13 protein-coding genes are annotated in these 16,118 nt (G+C 65.3%); 8 read left to right on the top strand and 5 right to left on the bottom strand.

What is annotated here, in order from left to right; genetic code table 11:
• The first annotated feature begins 154 nt into the window (after window positions 1–154).
• The 7 genes from ACOZKU_RS19415 to ACOZKU_RS19385 all read left to right on the top strand — a co-directional run bounded on the left by ACOZKU_RS19415 (window position 155) and on the right by ACOZKU_RS19385 (window position 9,740).
• Window positions 155–2,566, top strand: coding sequence for a LysM peptidoglycan-binding domain-containing protein (locus tag ACOZKU_RS19415; protein ID WP_421580247.1), 2,412 nt, complete (start codon window positions 155–157; stop codon window positions 2,564–2,566).
• A 183-nt stretch (window positions 2,567–2,749) separates the two neighbouring features.
• Window positions 2,750–4,645, top strand: a complete 1,896-nt coding sequence (locus ACOZKU_RS19410) for an ABCB family ABC transporter ATP-binding protein/permease (RefSeq protein ID WP_421580246.1) — start codon at window positions 2,750–2,752, stop codon at window positions 4,643–4,645.
• A gap of 164 nt (window positions 4,646–4,809) precedes the next feature.
• The gene (locus ACOZKU_RS19405) at window positions 4,810–5,508 is read left to right on the top strand and encodes a phosphatidylserine decarboxylase (protein WP_313532085.1); all 699 of its coding nucleotides are present in this window, start codon (window positions 4,810–4,812) and stop codon (window positions 5,506–5,508) included.
• A 78-nt stretch (window positions 5,509–5,586) separates the two neighbouring features.
• Window positions 5,587–6,438: a CDP-diacylglycerol--serine O-phosphatidyltransferase gene (gene pssA / locus ACOZKU_RS19400; RefSeq protein ID WP_314087863.1), complete on the top strand. Its 852-nt coding sequence runs from the start codon at window positions 5,587–5,589 to the stop codon at window positions 6,436–6,438.
• Between the two features lie 134 nt (window positions 6,439–6,572).
• Window positions 6,573–7,028 (top strand): MarR family transcriptional regulator, encoded by a 456-nt coding sequence (locus tag ACOZKU_RS19395; RefSeq protein ID WP_313532082.1) that lies wholly within the window; start codon window positions 6,573–6,575, stop codon window positions 7,026–7,028.
• A 95-nt stretch (window positions 7,029–7,123) separates the two neighbouring features.
• Window positions 7,124–8,698 carry an MFS transporter gene (locus ACOZKU_RS19390; protein ID WP_421580262.1) on the top strand — a complete coding sequence of 525 codons (1,575 nt, stop codon included), beginning with the start codon at window positions 7,124–7,126 and terminating at the stop codon, window positions 8,696–8,698.
• A 4-nt stretch (window positions 8,699–8,702) separates the two neighbouring features.
• Complete coding sequence (locus ACOZKU_RS19385) at window positions 8,703–9,740, top strand: HlyD family secretion protein (RefSeq protein WP_314087865.1); 1,038 nt, start codon at window positions 8,703–8,705, stop codon at window positions 9,738–9,740.
• A gap of 51 nt (window positions 9,741–9,791) precedes the next feature.
• Here the strand turns inward: ACOZKU_RS19385 and ACOZKU_RS19380 are convergent, their stop codons facing one another.
• The 5 genes from ACOZKU_RS19380 to alr all read right to left on the bottom strand — a co-directional run bounded on the left by ACOZKU_RS19380 (window position 9,792) and on the right by alr (window position 15,658).
• Window positions 9,792–10,532 (bottom strand): SDR family NAD(P)-dependent oxidoreductase, encoded by a 741-nt coding sequence (locus ACOZKU_RS19380; RefSeq protein WP_314087867.1) that lies wholly within the window; start codon window positions 10,530–10,532, stop codon window positions 9,792–9,794.
• Window positions 10,533–10,543: 11 nt separating this feature from the next.
• Window positions 10,544–12,037: an amidophosphoribosyltransferase gene (purF, locus tag ACOZKU_RS19375; protein WP_421580245.1), complete on the bottom strand. Its 1,494-nt coding sequence runs from the start codon at window positions 12,035–12,037 to the stop codon at window positions 10,544–10,546.
• Window positions 12,038–12,229: 192 nt separating this feature from the next.
• Window positions 12,230–12,868: a CvpA family protein gene (locus tag ACOZKU_RS19370; protein WP_421580244.1), complete on the bottom strand. Its 639-nt coding sequence runs from the start codon at window positions 12,866–12,868 to the stop codon at window positions 12,230–12,232.
• 141 nt (window positions 12,869–13,009) lie between these two features.
• Window positions 13,010–14,413, bottom strand: a complete 1,404-nt coding sequence (gene radA / locus ACOZKU_RS19365; RefSeq protein ID WP_421580243.1) for a DNA repair protein RadA — start codon at window positions 14,411–14,413, stop codon at window positions 13,010–13,012.
• Window positions 14,414–14,488: 75 nt separating this feature from the next.
• Window positions 14,489–15,658, bottom strand: a complete 1,170-nt coding sequence (gene alr / locus ACOZKU_RS19360; RefSeq protein ID WP_421580242.1) for an alanine racemase — start codon at window positions 15,656–15,658, stop codon at window positions 14,489–14,491.
• A 180-nt stretch (window positions 15,659–15,838) separates the two neighbouring features.
• Here alr and ACOZKU_RS19355 point away from each other — a divergent pair.
• The coding region (locus tag ACOZKU_RS19355) for a hypothetical protein (RefSeq protein ID WP_421580241.1) at window positions 15,839–16,118 on the top strand (280 nt) is incomplete at its 3' end.

The following is a 16,118-nucleotide window of genomic DNA, read 5'->3' as shown; positions in this document are numbered from 1 at the left end:
ATTCAGCCACCCGCCCGGAGGCCCGTCAAGGATAATGACGGAAAAAGCATGGGCCTGCACGGCCGGAACGTCCCCTGAACCTTGTGCAAGACATTGGGAAAAGATAGCAATTTCCCTAGGGGACTCCCGGGAAACCGGGTTAGAGAGAGATTAGATGATGAAGAACAAGACCGGCCTGGTGGCCTTGATCGTGCTGGCGGTGGCGACACTGCTCATGGTTTTCTTCGTGCTGCCTAACATGAACAAGGACAAGCCGGCCGAAACGCCGGTCGCCAAGCTGGCGGAAACGCCGGCCCAGGGCGGCGAAACGACGACGGCCGACGGCAAACAGGCGCGCAGCACGACCGAGACCGGCATGGCGGCGACGGGCGAGGCTGCGACCGGCGACAACGCCGCCGCGACGGGCGAACAGCCGGCCGCCGGCACGACCGGCGCCGGGACGACCGCCACGCAGGAAACGGCCTCGGCCGAAACGACGCCTGCCGATCCCACCGCCGGCTGGGTCACGCCCGCCTTCGATCTGCTGCGTGTTGAGCCCGACGGCTCCACCGTGATCGCCGGCCGCGGCCAGCCGAACACCAAGCTGGAAATCAAGAATGGCGAGACGGTCGTCGCGACGGCCGATATCGGCCCCACCGGCGATTTCGCCGCCGTCTTCGACCAGCCGCTCGCGGCCGGCGATTACCAGCTGACGCTCAACGTCAAGGACGACAAGGGCGACAGCAAGGTCTCCGAGGAGGTCGCGACCGTTTCCGTACCGAAGGACGCCGGCGGCGAACTGCTTGCCATGGTCTCCAAACCGGGCGAAGCGAGCCGCCTGATCACCGTTCCGGAAACGAAGGAAAAGGCTGCCGCTACGGCGACGACGGAAAAGGCAATCGAGCAGCCGGCCGCGGAAACCGCGACGGCGACCGAAACGGCCAAGGCGACCGATACCGGTGCGGCAGCGACGGGCGAGCAGCCCGCTGCAACCGAGACGGCCCAGGCAACCGCCGAAGGCGCCGCCAAATCAGGCGAGACGGCCACGACGACGGAGGCTGCGGCAACGCCGACTGCGGCCGCCGTTGCCAGCGAAGCCAAGGCCGAGGCCCGCGTCTCGGCTGTCGAGCTGGAAGGCGACCACATGTTCATCGCAGGCACGGCGAAGCCCGGCGCGCTGGTGCGGCTCTATGCCGACGACAAGCTGGTCGGCGAGGCCAAGGCCGACGAGCAGGGGCGCTACGTGGCCGATGGCAAGATGGATCTGACGGTCGGCCGCCACGCGATCCGCGCCGACGTGATGAGCGCCGACGGCAGCAAGGTCGAGTTCCGCGCGTCCGTGCCGTTCGACCGGCCGGAGGGCGAGCAGATCGCCGTCGTGGCGCAGGAAACCGGCACCGGCAGTGCCGGCCCGGCGCTCGGCCTTATCGGCGGCGGCACTTTCGACAAGCTGCGCGGCGATGCCGACAAGGCTATCGCGCTTCTCAAGGGCCTCTATGCGGACGGTCGCCTGCCGAGCGTCGAGGAACTCGCGGCCGCACGTTCGGCGACCGAAATCGCGCTGAAGTCGCTTGCCGAGTTCAAGCCCGGCGCGGAAGAGGGCGAAGCGGCGCGTGAAATGGCCGAGAAGGCCTCCAAGGCTGCGGCCTCCGCACTTGCCACGCTGCACGCGCTGCCGTCGGACGCGACGGCGGTCGGCGCTGCCCTCGGTTCTGTTGAAACGGCTGTGGCGGATGCGCTGGCACCGGCCATCGAGAAGGCGGCCACTGTCGTCGAAACGGCGACGGCTGCTGCGGACAGTTCCATCGAGGCGCTTTCCGGCCAGGCGACCGCCTTGCAGCAGCAGTTCGTCGCGCTGTTCTCCGATGGCCGCAACGCGACCACGGCGGAAATCCAGACGGCCCGTACAGGGCTGGAAGGCGCGCTGAAGGCCATTACCGGCTTCACCGCACCCGCCGGTGCGAGTGCCGATGTGCAGGCCGCGATCGACAAGCTGAAGGGCTGGGCCGCAACCGCGCTCGAGCGCTTCGCCGCCGTCCCGGCCGGCGCCGGCAAGGAGGCCTACCAGCAGGCGCTCGCGTCGCTGGAAGGCATGCCGTCCTTGCAGGCGCCCGCGACTGCAGAGACGGCTTCCGGCACCGCGCAGACCGGCACGGCCGATAACGGCCAGGCCGTTGCCGGCACGGACACCGGTGGCGGCGCCCCTGCGAGCAACGAGACGGCAATGTCGGGTGAAGGGCAGACGGTTGCCGGCACCGACACGGCGGGCGGCAAGGCCGAGAGTGGCGACGTGAAGGTCTCCAACGGCGGCGAAGCTGTTGCCGAGGAGCCGGAGACCGTCGAGCAGGCGCCGCTCAAGGCAAGCAAGACCTCGGTTATTATTCGCCGTGGCGATACGCTCTGGCAGATCTCCCGCCGCATCTACGGCAAGGGCGTGCGCTACACCACGATCTACCTCGCCAACGAGGCCCAGATCAGCGATCCCGACCGCATCTTGCCCGGCCAGGTGTTCGGCGTGCCGGACAAGACGGCCGAGACGGACGAACAGGCGGAAGAAATGCACCGCAAGCACGTTCGCGGCAATTGATGCCTCTCAATTTCCCTCTGCTGGTTGCGAAGCGGCCGGCGAGGGCCTATCTCAGGAATACGGCGTCCTCTACGGGCGCCGTATTTTCATTTCAAGTTGGGTGCAGCATCGGGGCGTTTTGTCGTCCGGACTTGCGTTCAGCAGTGACAGAGCCGGGGCGTGACGGGTCCGGGCGGAGGCCGCATGGCGACGACGACGAAAAAGACGGTTTCGGCCGACAGCAGCAATCCCTTCTCAACGCTGGTGAACCTCTGGCCCTATATGTGGCCGTCCGGTCGGCCGGATCTGAAGATGCGCGTCGTCTGGGCGACGGTCTTCCTGCTCGCCTCGAAGATCGTGCTGCTGCTCGTGCCCTATTTCTTCAAATGGGCGACGGACGCGCTGAACGGCAAGGCCGATGTCGTGGGCCTGCTGCCGGCCTTCCTGACGGGTGCGGCCATGCTGGTGCTCGCCTATAACGGCGCGCGCATCCTGCAGGCCGGCCTCAACCAGCTGCGTGACGCGCTGTTTGCCAGCGTCGGGCAATATGCCGTGCGACAGCTCGCGTACCGCACCTTCGTGCATCTGCATCGCCTGTCGCTTCGCTTCCATCTGGAACGGCGCACCGGCGGCCTGTCGCGCGTCATAGAGCGCGGCACCAAGGGCATCGAGACGATCGTGCGCTTCACGATCCTCAACAGCGTGCCGACCTTCATCGAATTCCTGCTGACGGCCGCCGTGTTCTGGATCGGCTACGGCTTCCAGTACCTGCTCGTGACCGCCGTCACGGTCTGTCTCTACATCTGGTTCACGGTCCGGGCCTCCGACTGGCGCATCTCCATCCGCCGCTCGATGAACGACAGCGACACCGAGGCCAATACGAAGGCGATCGACTCGCTCCTGAATTTCGAGACCGTCAAATATTTCGGCAACGAGGAGATGGAGGCCCGCCGTTTCGACCAGTCGATGGAGCGCTACGAGAAGGCCGCGACCCAGGTCTGGACCTCGCTCGGCTGGCTGAACTTCGGCCAGGCACTGATCTTCGGTGTCGGCATGGCGGTCATGATGGTCATGTCCGGCCTTGCCGTGCAGGCCGGCACGCAGACGGTCGGCGATTTCGTCTTCATCAATGCCATGCTGATCCAGCTCGCCATCCCGCTCAATTTCATCGGCTTCGTCTATCGCGAAATCCGCCAGGGCCTGACCGATATCGAGCAGATGTTCGACCTGCTCGAAGTCGAGGAGGAAGTGCAGGACAAGCCGGGCGCAAACGACCTCGTCGTCACCGACGGTGCGATCTCCTTCAAGGACGTGTATTTCGCCTATGATCCCAAGCGCCCGATCCTCAAGGGCATTTCCTTCGATGTGCCGGCCGGCAAGACCGTCGCCGTCGTTGGCCCGTCGGGCGCCGGCAAGTCCACGCTGTCACGGCTGCTCTATCGCTTCTACGACGTGCAGGAAGGCGCAATCACCATCGACGGGCAGGATGTGCGCGACGTCACACAGAAGAGCCTGCGCAAGGTCATCGGCATGGTGCCGCAGGATACTGTGCTGTTCAACGACACGATCGCTTACAACATCCGCTACGGCCGCCCGGGCGCGACCGACGCTGAGGTTCAGGCCGCCGCTGAGGCCGCGCAGATCGGCCCTTTCATCCGGCAGCTGCCGGAAGGTTTCAAGGCGATGGTCGGCGAGCGTGGGCTGAAGCTTTCAGGCGGCGAGAAGCAGCGCGTCGCGATTGCCCGCACGATCCTGAAAAGCCCGCCGATCCTCATCCTCGATGAGGCGACCTCGGCGCTCGACACGCGCACGGAGCAGGAAATCCAGGCGGCGCTCGATGTCGTCTCGCAGAACCGCACGACGCTCGTCATCGCGCACCGCCTGTCCACCGTCATCTCGGCCGACGAGATCATCGTGCTGAAGGACGGCGTGATCGCCGAGCGCGGCACCCATGGCGAGCTCATGCAGCGCGACGACGGCCTCTACGCCTCGATGTGGAACCGCCAGCGCGAGGCCGTCCAGGCTGAAGAGCGCCTCAAGCAGGTGCGCGAGAGCGACGAACTGGGCGTGGTCCTGCGCGGCGCGCCGGCGGCGGAGTGAGAAAGAGCGAATGGGAAATTGCGAATAGCGAATAGGGCAGGAACCTTTTTTCGCTATTCGCTATTCGCTATTCGCCATTGCGTACCGCTTACCGCCTAAAACATTGCCCCCACCGTCATTTCACGCTAGGTCGATGACGTGAAATTATCAGGAGATGTCGAAAGATGAGTTTGGTCGATACGATACGCAGCACCCTGGTACCGATCCATCGGGAGGGCTGGAAGTTCGTGGCCGCCTTCTTCGTCGTCTCCGTGCTGCTGGGCTTCCTATGGACGCCGCTGATGTGGATCGGCTTCGTCCTGACTGCCTGGTGCGCCTATTTCTTCCGTGATCCCGAGCGTCTGACGCCGCAGGATGACGATCTCGTCATCAGCCCGGCCGATGGCCGCGTTTCCGCCATCGCCATGGTCACGCCGCCGGCCGAGCTGGAGCTTGGCGATCAGCCGATGCTGCGCATCTCGGTCTTTATGAATGTCTTCAATTGCCATGTGAACCGCGCCCCGATGCGTGGCCGCGTTTCGCGCGTCGCCTATCGCGCCGGCAAATTCCTCAACGCCGATCTCGACAAGGCGAGCCAGGAAAACGAGCGTAACGGCCTCGTCATCGAGAGCGCCCATGGTGAAATCGGCGTCGTGCAGATTGCCGGCCTCGTGGCCCGCCGCATTCTGTGCTGGACCGTGATGAACGATAGCCTGGAAGCGGGCGAGCGCTTCGGCCTTATCCGCTTCGGCTCGCGTCTCGATGTCTTCCTGCCCGAGGGCGTGCAGCCACGCGTCAGCCTCGGCCAGACGGCGATTGCCGGCGAGACGGTGCTGGCGGAATTCGGCTCGGCAAAGGGACCGGTCGTCAGCCGTCGCGGCTGAACGGTTGATCATTCGCCGCAGCGGCCTATCTCGGATTGAGACGGTCGCTGCAGATGAGAGAGAACGAAGCGAAGAACGATGGACACACCGTTTCCGCCTTATGAGCCGAATGGCCCGAACGACGAGGCCCGTGGCCCGCGCCTGCGCGAAATCCCGCTGCGCGTCATCATCCCCAATGTCATCACCGTTCTGGCGATCTGCGCGGGCCTGACCGGCATCCGGCTCGCCTTCGAGAACCGCTACGAACTGGCCGTCGGCATGGTGCTGCTCGCGGCATTTCTCGATGGCATCGACGGGCGTATCGCACGCCTCTTGAAGGCGACGTCGAAGTTCGGCGGCCAGATGGATTCGCTCGCCGACATCGTCAATTTCGGCGTCGCACCGGCGCTGGTGCTCTATGTCTTCATTCTCGATCAGGCGCGTTCCTTCGGCTGGATCGCCGCCCTGATCTACACCATCGCCGCCGGCCTGCGCCTCGCGCGCTTCAATGTCATGGCCGAGCGCGAGACCAAGGCGAAGTGGCAGTCGGAATATTTCGTCGGCGTGCCGGCGCCGGCCGGTGCCATGCTGGTGCTGTTGCCGGTCTATGTGGGTTTCCTCGGTCTCGCGCCCACGCCGCTCTTCGCCTATCTCGCTTCGGGCTATACCGTCCTGATCGGCTTCCTGCTGGTCAGCCGCCTGCCGGTCTGGTCGGGCAAGTCGGAAGGCAGCCGGGTGCGCCGCGATCTGGTATTGCCGATCATCCTGCTCGTCGTGCTCTATGTCGCGACGCTGATGAGCTTCACTTGGGAAACCATGGTCATCACGGTCATCGGCTATCTTGCAACGCTGCCCTTCGGCGCCCGCTCCTGGCAGCGCAAATACGGGGGCTGGACGGCGCCCACGACCAATGGCGCCAGCGAGTTTCCGGAAGAACACGACGGGCACTGACCCGTCTACCATCACATCCTTGTGAGCTGCCAAAAGCTCTGCCCACACTGCGTGGGCAGGGCTTGATTTTTTGGTGCAGGTCGACTAACTAGCAAGCAAATAGATAGCAAGCTAATAATGTCTGGACTACCAAGATGACGGCGAACGATCCCCGCGAACACCTGCTCGATGACCTCTCCCGCGTTCAGCGCAAGATGCGCGCGCTTTTCGATGCGCGCGTGAAGGAGAGGGGGCTGACCTTGCCGCGTGCCCGCGCGCTTCTCATTCTCGGCCGCGGCGCCCAGCTCAACCAGCGGGAGCTTGCCGAGGAGCTCGATATCGAGACGCCAACGCTGGTGCGCCTGCTCGACGGCATGGAGAAGCAGGGCTTCATCGAGCGCCAGTCGGTCGAAGGCGACCGCCGCGCCAAGCAGATCGCCATGACGCCGCACGGCGCCCAGGTGGCCAAGGAGGTGCTGGATCTCGCCCGCTCGCTGCGCGCCGACGTGCTGAACAGCATCACCACCGCCGACATGCACACCACCGTAAAAGTCTTCTCGGCCATGGCGGACAATATCGCCCGCAGCTGTCGGGAGAGCGTCGAGGCATGAGCACCGTCCCCGCCTCCGAAGCACGCGGGGAGGAGGACGAGGCGAAAGAGCCGATCGGGCAGGCACCGGCCGTCCCGCCACCGGCTCCGCCTCCGATGCCGCCCGCCCGCGCCGCCGCCTATATGGCCGCCTCCACGCTGCTGGCCCTGACGCAGGGCTTTGGCATGAACCTCGTCGCCGCCAATATTCCCCAGCTGCAAGGCCCGTTCGGCGCGACGAGTGCGGAAGCGGTCTGGCTGATGGCCGCCTATATGGCGCCGAACGCCTCGCTGTCGATCGCGCTCATCAAGATCCGCAACCAGTATGGCTTGCGCCACTTCGCCGAGCTCGGCATCGCCGTGTTCCTCGTCGTTACCGTTCTGCACGTCTTCATCACCGACCTGCGGTCGGCGCTCGTGCTGCGCTTCTTTGCCGGCATCGCGGCGGCGCCGCTGTCCTCGCTCGGCTTCCTCTACATGCTGGAGGCGTTTACGCCGGCCCGCAAGCTGACCGTGGGCCTGTCACTGGCCCTCACGAATATCGCGCTTGCCGCGCCTCTGACGCGCATCATCTCGCCGCCGCTCATCGCGCTCGGCAATGTACGCGGACTGCTCATCCTGGAAGTCGGGCTTTCCATGCTTGCCTTCGCGGCGATCTATCTCCTGCCGCTGACGCCACTGCCGCGCGCGAAAGTCATCGAGAAGCTGGATATCATAAGCTATCTCTTCATCGCCATCGGTTTCGGAACGGCTGCCGTCATTCTCGTCACCGGCCGCACCTATTGGTGGCTGGAGGCGCAGTGGATCGGTGAATTGCTGGTGGTGATGATCGCGTCCCTGACCATCGCCGCCGTGCTGGAGCTGAACCGGGAGCGCCCGCTGATCGACCTTCGCTGGCTCGTCAGCCGCGATGTGCTGCATTTCGCCGCCGTCCTTTTGCTGTTCCGCCTGATGCTCGCCGAGCAGACGGCCGTTGCCGGCAATTTCTTCCAGATCATTGGTCTGCAGAACGAGCAGCTGGTCGGCCTCTATACCGTGGTGACGCTGGCGACGGTCGCGGGCGGCCTCGTCTGTGCGGCGATCATCAAGCCCGGCCGTGAACCGGCCATCCACATGGTCGCCCTGCTGTTCATCGGCGTCGGCGCTTATCTCGACAGCCAAGCGACGAACCTGACGCGCCCGCATGAAATGTATCTCAGCCAGGCGATGATCGCCGTCGGCGGCGCCCTGTTCCTGCCGCCGGCCATGGCCTCGGGCTTCGTCATGGCGCTGCGCAAGGGGCCGCAATATATCCTGAGCTTCATCGTCGTCTTCCTGGTGACGCAGAGCCTCGGGGGACTGGCGGGTTCGGCGATCTTCGGCTCTTTCATCACGCTGCGCGAAAAGTTCCATTCGAACGTTCTCGCCCAGGCCATGACGCTCACCGATCCCCTGGTCGCCACCCGCGTCTCGCAGCTTTCCGCCGCCTATGGCCGCACGATCACCGACCCGGCCCTTCTCAAGGCCGAGGGCGTTTCGCTGCTCGGCCAGCAGGTGACGCGCGAGGCCAATGTGCTGGCCCATAACGATGCGTTTTTCGTCATCGCGCTGCTGGCGGTCGCCTCCGCCGTCGCGCTCGCCGCCCACAGAATTTACGTCCATATGAAAGAGGCCAGCACCCGCGCGAGCGGCGAAGCGGCCGTTGAAGGTTGATGCCATGAAACAGTATATCCGCAACACCGCGACCGCTCTTGCCGTCGTCCTCGGTCTCGTCGGCATCGGCGTCGTCGCCTATGCCTGGCAGCTGCCGCCGTTCTCCAGCGAGGTGCAGACCACCGACAATGCCTATGTGCGCGGCTACGTCACCCTGATCAGCCCGCAGCTTGCCGGCTATGTCACCGATGTCCCGGTGAAGGACTACGAGACCGTCAAGGCCGGTGCCGTGCTCGCCCGGCTCGACGACCGCATCTATCGCCAGAAGGTCGAGCAGGCGAAGGCCACGCTTGCCAGCCAGCAGGCCGCCCTTGCCAACTCCGCCCAGCAGGAAAATGCCGCCAAGGCCAGCATCGGTGCCAGCGAGGCCGCCCTTGCCAGCGCCACCTATGCCAAGCGCCGGGCGGAAGAAAGCTGGAACCGCGTCGAGGAACTGTCCAACAAGGGCATCGCCACCCAGGCTGACCGCGAACAGAGCCGCACCACGCTGGACCAGGCCGAAGCCTCGGTCTCGCAGGCGCAGGCCAATCTCGAAGTCACCCGGCAGAACCTGCAGACCATCATTGTCAGCCGCGATTCCCTGCGTGCGGCTGTGGCGGGCGCTGAAGCGTCTGTGGAACTGGCGAAGATCGACCTCTCCAACACGGTCATCACCGCGCCGCGCGACGGCGTGGTCGGCGAGGTGGGCGTCAAGCTCGGCCAATACGTTGCCGCCGGCACTCAGCTGATGGCCGTCGTGCCGCACGACACCTGGGTCATCGCCAATTTCAAGGAAACGCAGCTTGCCTATATCAAGCTGGGGCAGGCGGTGGAGGTGCGCGTCGATGCCTTCAAGCATGCGACGCTCAAGGGCCATGTCGAGCGGTTCTCGCCGGCGGCCGGCTCGGAGTTCAGCGTGATCAAGCCCGACAATGCGACCGGCAACTTCACCAAGGTCGCCCAGCGCATTCCGGTGCGCATCGCCATCGATGACGGGCAGGACCTGTCGCAATACCTCGCGCCGGGGCTCTCAGTGGTGGTGACGACGGTGGTGGGGGAATAAGGGGAGGACTGCCTGCGGCTACCCCCTCTACCCTAGGCGTTAATGCCGCCGTCACTCCGGCAGACGATAATCCACCAGGCGCCCCTGGCGCATGTCGAACAGCTTGCCCGTCTCCGCATAATCGGCCGCGACCAGCGGCAGCAGCGCTTTCGCCACGTCGGACGGATGCTGCACCGTCGAGGGATCCTCGCCCGGCACGGCCTGGGCGCGCATGGCGGTGCGGGTGGCGCCGGGATCGACGGAGGTGATGCGCAGCGCCGTGCGCTGCGTCTCGCCGGCCCAAGTGCGGGCGATGGCTTCGACGGCGGCCTTCGAGGCGGAGTAGGGCCCCCAGAAGGGCTTGCACTTGTGGGCGGCGCTGGAGGAGAGGATGACGGCGCGGCCGGCATCGGACTTCAGGAGCAGCGGCGCCACCGAACGGATCAGGCGCCATGTCGCCGTGACGTTGATATTCATGACCTTCTCGAACACCTTCGCCTCGACATGGTCGATCGGCGAGATGGTGCCGAGCACGCCGGCATTGGCAACGAGAATGTCGAGCTTGCCCCAGCGTTCGAAGATCGAGCCGCCGAGCTTGTCGATCGCCGCCATGTCGGCGAGATCGAAGGGCACCAGCGTCGCCGTGCCGCCGACCGCCTTGATCGCATCGTCAAGCTCTTCGAGGCCGCCCACGGTGCGGGCGCAGGCGATGACATGCGCACCGGCCTTGGCGAGTTCGAGGGCAGTGAAATAGCCGATACCGCGCGATGCGCCGGTGACCAGCGCAATGCGGCCGTTCAGGTCGATGCTCATGATGTCTTCAATTATCCGTTGCTAGCCATGACTGAGACCTTCCGTCCCATCGTCTCGCCTTCCTTGTCAAGGAGGCGCGTCGGATAGTCGCCGGTGAAGTAATGGTCGGTGAACTGCGGCCGGGCCTGGTTTCGATCCTCGCCACCGACGGCGCGGTAGAGGCCGTCGATGGAGATGAACTCCAGCGAATCCGCACCGATATATTTCGCCATCGCCGTGACGTCGTTGTACTGGTTGGCGAGCAGCTTGTCGCGGTCGGGCGTGTCGATGCCATAGAAGTCCGGGTAGAAGATCATCGGGCTGGCGACGCGCACATGCACTTCCTTGGCGCCGGCATCGCGGATCATCTGCACGATCTTGAGCGATGTCGTGCCGCGCACGATGGAATCGTCGACGAGAATGACGCGCTTGCCGTCAATCATCGCGCGATTGGCCGAATGCTTCAGCTTCACGCCGAAGGCGCGGATCTGCTGCGTCGGCTCGATGAAGGTGCGGCCGACATAGTGGTTGCGGATAATGCCGTATTCGAAGGGAATGCCGCTTTCCTGGGCATAGCCGAGTGCTGCCGGCGTGCCGCCATCCGGCACCGGCACGACCACGTCGCCCTCGACCGGATGTTCCTTGGCGAGATTGATGCCCATGTTCTTGCGCGCGACATAGACGCTGCGGCCGCCGACGACCGAATCCGGGCGGGCGAAATAGACATATTCGAACAGGCAGAGCCGTTCCGGCTGCGCATTGCCCGACTTCTTCGCCTCGATGGTGATCGAGCCGTCGGGCTGGAGTTCGCAGACGATGATCTCGCCGTTTTCCACGTCACGGATGAATTTCGCGCCGATGATGTCGAGCGCGCAGGTTTCGGACGCGAAGATCGGCTTGCCGTCGAGTTCGCCCATCACCAGCGGGCGGATGCCCGTGGGGTCGCGCGCGGCGATCAGCTTGGTACGGGTGATGCCGAGCATCGAATAGCCGCCTTCCATCTGGCGGATGGCGTCGATGAAGCGGTCGGTGGTGTTCGTGTAGCGCGAGCGGGCGATGAGGTGGAGCACGACTTCCGTGTCGGAGGTCGACTGACAGATCGCGCCGCCGGCGATCAGCTGGCGGCGCAGCGTCAGACCGTTGGTGAAATTGCCGTTATGCGCGACGGCGATGCCGCCGACTTCCAGTTCGGCAAAGAGCGGCTGCACGTTGCGCAGCGCCACTTCGCCGGTCGTGGAATAGCGCGTGTGGCCGACGGCGATGGTGCCGGGCAGCTTGGCGAGCGTCACCGGGTTTGTGTAATGGTCGCCAACGAGGCCCATATGCTTTTCGGTGTGGAACTGCTTGCCGTCGAAGGAGACGATACCCGCCGCTTCCTGGCCGCGATGCTGAAGCGCATGCAGGCCAAGCGCCGTCAGCGTTGCGGCATCCGGATGGCCGAGAATGCCGAAGACGCCGCACTCTTCGTGAAGCGTATCGCCATCGAGATCGTCATCGTGGCGGCCGGGAAACAGGAAATCGCTCATTGCTGCAAGCCTTTGCTCGGGACCTAGGAGGTTGCGCGGGGTCTTCGTCACCCTAGGCCATGCCCATATGGGTATGGTCTAAAGCATTTGCCACCGAGGCCCGGAAGCGTCGGTGGCTGATGATCTATCCTACCAAAAAATCGGGGAGCCTGCCTTCGTCAAATTTTGGCTGCGGCGGCTCCCCTGATCCTTTTATCCGTTCGTGGCGGGCGTTTCTTCCGCCGGTGCCTGGTCGGTACCGCCCGTGCCCGTGCCGGCGCCGGCATCCGGGTCTTCCGTCGTGCCGCCTTCGCCGGTTGCCGGCGCGCCGTCGGCCGGCTTGCCGCGCAGGCGGTCGATGATCGTCGCATCGGCATCCTCGGGCAGGAGCGCGATGAGGCGCGCGCCGAGATTGTCGAGCAGCGGCTTGGATTTCGCCGTGGTGACCCAGGCCGGCTGCTGCTGCGGGGCGACCAGCCAGTTGAAGAACAGCATGGCGACGACGACGAGCAGGATGCCGCGCGCGGCACCGAACAGAAAGCCGAGCGTGCGGTCGAGCGCGCCGATGCGGCTGTCGATGATGAAGTCGGCGATCCGCATGGTGATGAAGGAGATGACGATCAGCGCGACGAGGAAGACGGCGCCGGCCGAGCCCGCCATCGCAACCGTGTCGCTCGTCGTATAGTCCTTCGCGTAAGGCAGAAGCACCGGATAGAGGAAATAGGCGGCTGCCGCGGCACCCACCCAGCTTGCGACGGAAAGCACCTCGCGCGAGAAACCGCGCACCATCGCCAGCACGGCCGAAAACAGCGCGACGCCGATGACGATACCGTCGAGAATTGTGATGGGCATGTTCGTCCTACTCCAAACCCGAAATGTCGCCAGACCCCACGTCCCGTGCGGAGCGCACATTAGCGGAAGGCATCTTTGCCGTCCCGGTTCGGCACGCTTAAACCCGCGTTTCCCACAGGGCTTTATGCGTATCGAAGGCCGTCAGACGTCCTCGTCTTCCCGCTTGAGGGCGCGTTTCGATCCGGCAATGCGCGCCACCAGATCCGGCAGGCTGTCGATCTCGCTCCAGCGGCCACCGGCGCCCTTGGGCAGATCGGCGGAACCGGCGGGCAGGACGGCCTGCGAAAAACCCAGCTTTTCCGCCTCCTTGAGGCGCTGGGCGGTGTGCGCCACCGGGCGAATGGCGCCCGACAGGCTGACTTCGCCGAAATAGACGCAATCGGCCGGAAGGGCAAGACCGGCAAGCGAGGAAACGAGCGCGGAGGCGACCGCCAGGTCCGCCGCCGGTTCCGAGATGCGGTAGCCGCCCGCGACATTGAGGTAAACATCGTGTTGACCGAGCCGCACGCCGCAATGGGCCTCGAGCACGGCGAGGATCATCGAAAGCCGCGCCGAATCCCAGCCAAGGACGGCGCGGCGCGGCGTGCCGAGCGAGGTGGGCGCCACCAGCGCCTGCACTTCGACGAGCACCGGCCGCGTGCCCTCCATGCCGGCGAAGACGGCGGCCCCCGGCGATTTCGAATTGCGCTCGCCGAGGAAGAGTTCGGAGGGATTGGAGACTTCGCGAAGCCCCTTGTCGGACATTTCGAAGACGCCGATCTCGTCCGTCGGGCCAAAGCGATTCTTCACCGTGCGCAGGATGCGGTAGTGGTGGCCCCGGTCGCCCTCGAAATAGAGCACGGCATCGACCATGTGCTCGACGACGCGCGGGCCGGCGATCTGGCCTTCCTTGGTGACATGGCCGACGAGCACCATGGCGGCACCCGTTTGCTTGGCGAAGCGGATCATCGCCTGCACGCCGGTGCGCACCTGCGTCACCGTGCCGGGGGCGGCGTCCGCCGTGTCGCTCCACAGCGTCTGGATCGAATCGATGATGACGAGATCCGGCCGCTTGCCTTCGCCGATGGTGGCAAGGATGTCTTCCACGTTCGTCTCGGCGGCGAGCAGCACGTCGGTCTCGGCGGCATGGAGGCGTTGCGCGCGCAGCCGCACCTGCGCCACGGCCTCTTCGCCCGAGACATAGATGATGCGGTGGCCGCGGCGCGACAGCGCGGCGGCGGCCTGCATGAGCAGGGTGGACTTGCCGATGCCGGGATCGCCGCCGATCAGCACGGCCGAGCCGCGCACGAAGCCGCCGCCGGTCGCGCGGTCCAGCTCGCCGATGCCGGTATGAATGCGCGGGGCTTCCTCGATTTCGCCAGACAGCGCCGTCAGCGCGACCGGCCGGCCCTTCTTCGGCACCTTGCCGGGACCGGAGCCGATGCCGCCCATCGGGTCTTCCTCGACGACGGTGTTCCACTCGCCGCAGCCTTCGCACTTTCCGACCCAGCGGTTATGCGCCGTGCCGCAGTTCTGGCAGATGAATTGGGTACGGGCTTTCGCCATCAGGACTTGCTCTCCGGAATCATTCCGAAAGCCCTTAGCACGAAATGGTCGAATAGTACAAAACGGGAACGACGTTTATTTCTTCACGGCCTCATAGCGGCGTTCATAGCGGCGGCCGAGGCTGGTCAGCAGCTCATAGTCGATCGTCCCGCCGGCAAGCGCGACGTCCTGGATCGGCATGTGACGGCCGAACACCTCGATGAAATCGCCCGCGCGCACGCTGCCGGCCGGCAGGTCGGTGACGTCGAAATGGGTGAGGTCCATGGTGACGCGGCCGATCAGCGGCACGGTGCGGCCATGCAGCACGCCGCTGGCGCCGGGAATGTTGGCCTTGCGCAGCGGCACGCCGGAGCCGGAAAGGCTGCGCATGTAGCCGTCGGCATAGCCGATAGCGGCCACGGCGATGCGCGTGTCGCGCGTGAAGACCTGGGAGGCACCGTAGCTGACGCTCTCGCCGGCCTTCGCCTCGCGGACCTGGAGGATGCGCGCTTCGGCGGTCACCACCGGCTTCATCGGGTTCGGCACGTCGTTGACGGCGGCGCCGCCATAAAGCGCGATGCCGGGACGGGTGAGCGTGAAATGGTAGTCCTCGCCGAGGAAAATGCCGGCGGAATTGGCGAGCGTCGCATCGATGTCGTCGAAGGCCGTCACGACGCTGCGGAAGCGCTGGAGCTGCTGGCGATTGAGCGGATGGCCCGGATCGTCACCGCAGGCGAGATGGCTGAGCAGCATCAGCGGCGCAAAGCTTGCGGGACGCGACGTGTCGCTTGCAAGCGCCAGCGCATCCTCGACACGCAGGCCGAGGCGGTTCATGCCGGTATCGACATGCAGTATGCAGGGCAGTTCCCCGCCATCGGCAATCGCCGCCATGAACACGACGAGCTGCTCTTCCGAAACGATGACGGGCACCAGGTCGAATTCGAAGAACAGGCGTTCGGAGCCGGCCCACATGCCCGACAGCACATAGATGCGCACATCCGGCAGCACGCTGCGGAGCGCCGCCCCCTCGGCCGGGGTGGCCACGAAGAAATCGCGCGCACCCGCATGGTGGAAGGTCTTGGCCGCCGGTTCCAGCCCGATGCCATAGGCGTCGGCCTTCAGCACGGCGGCGGTGCGGGCGGCACCCGAGCGCCGCGCCATGGCGCGCCAGTTGTCGGCCAGCGCGGAAAGGTCGATCGTCAGGCGGGCATGATCCTCGCCGGCGACGGGCAGGGTGGGGCGGGAAGAGGTGTGGTGCGTGCTCATGGCTTTGAAATACAGCCTGTGGACTGTGGCGGCAATACGCTCTTCGGCCGCATTGCCGCCGGCCGGGGCCGGCCCTATGGTGCCCGCCAAAAAGGAAAGACCATGGGTCGGGGCATCACAGGGATATTGGCAGGCTTGGCCGTTGTTTGGGCATGCGAGGCGTCAGCACAAGCGCATGACGTGCCGACAGATGCCGAAATGCGCGATGCGCATGCCGTCCTGCTCGGCCTTTCCGAGGATGGCGCCGAGCCGGACCGCAGCGAAAGCGCCGACACCTATTATTCCATCGTCGATAACCCCAATGCGCCAAGGCTGGTGACTCGGCTGGAAGTGTCCGGCGCGCCCTGCCGCGCCCGCACCATGTCGGCACTCCAGTTTCCTGAAAAATGGGCGACGCTGACGATGAGCCTCGTCGACCTCAGCCGCGTGACCTCCGTCACCGCCTATGCCTCCGTCGACG

Origin of the sequence: Shinella sp. M31 (assembly GCF_049199205.1) — a bacterium.
GTDB lineage: Bacteria > Pseudomonadota > Alphaproteobacteria > Rhizobiales > Rhizobiaceae > Shinella.
The sequence above is the reverse complement of the archived record's forward strand: the minus strand, read 5'-3'. Positions and strand labels throughout refer to the sequence as shown.

Bases quoted from the DNA above. Each gene is read 5' to 3' on its own strand.
- ACOZKU_RS19415 (WP_421580247.1), top strand. From the start codon at position 155: ATGATGAAGAACAAGACCGGCCTGGTGGCCTTGATCGTGCTGGCGGTG.
- ACOZKU_RS19410 (WP_421580246.1), top strand. From the start codon at position 2,750: ATGGCGACGACGACGAAAAAGACGGTTTCGGCCGACAGCAGCAATCCC.
- ACOZKU_RS19405 (WP_313532085.1), top strand. From the start codon at position 4,810: ATGAGTTTGGTCGATACGATACGCAGCACCCTGGTACCGATCCATCGG.
- pssA (WP_314087863.1), top strand. From the start codon at position 5,587: ATGGACACACCGTTTCCGCCTTATGAGCCGAATGGCCCGAACGACGAG.
- ACOZKU_RS19395 (WP_313532082.1), top strand. From the start codon at position 6,573: ATGACGGCGAACGATCCCCGCGAACACCTGCTCGATGACCTCTCCCGC.
- ACOZKU_RS19390 (WP_421580262.1), top strand. From the start codon at position 7,124: ATGCCGCCCGCCCGCGCCGCCGCCTATATGGCCGCCTCCACGCTGCTG.
- ACOZKU_RS19385 (WP_314087865.1), top strand. From the start codon at position 8,703: ATGAAACAGTATATCCGCAACACCGCGACCGCTCTTGCCGTCGTCCTC.
- ACOZKU_RS19380 (WP_314087867.1), bottom strand. From the start codon at position 10,532: ATGAGCATCGACCTGAACGGCCGCATTGCGCTGGTCACCGGCGCATCG.
- purF (WP_421580245.1), bottom strand. From the start codon at position 12,037: ATGAGCGATTTCCTGTTTCCCGGCCGCCACGATGACGATCTCGATGGC.
- ACOZKU_RS19370 (WP_421580244.1), bottom strand. From the start codon at position 12,868: ATGCCCATCACAATTCTCGACGGTATCGTCATCGGCGTCGCGCTGTTT.
- radA (WP_421580243.1), bottom strand. From the start codon at position 14,413: ATGGCGAAAGCCCGTACCCAATTCATCTGCCAGAACTGCGGCACGGCG.
- alr (WP_421580242.1), bottom strand. From the start codon at position 15,658: ATGAGCACGCACCACACCTCTTCCCGCCCCACCCTGCCCGTCGCCGGC.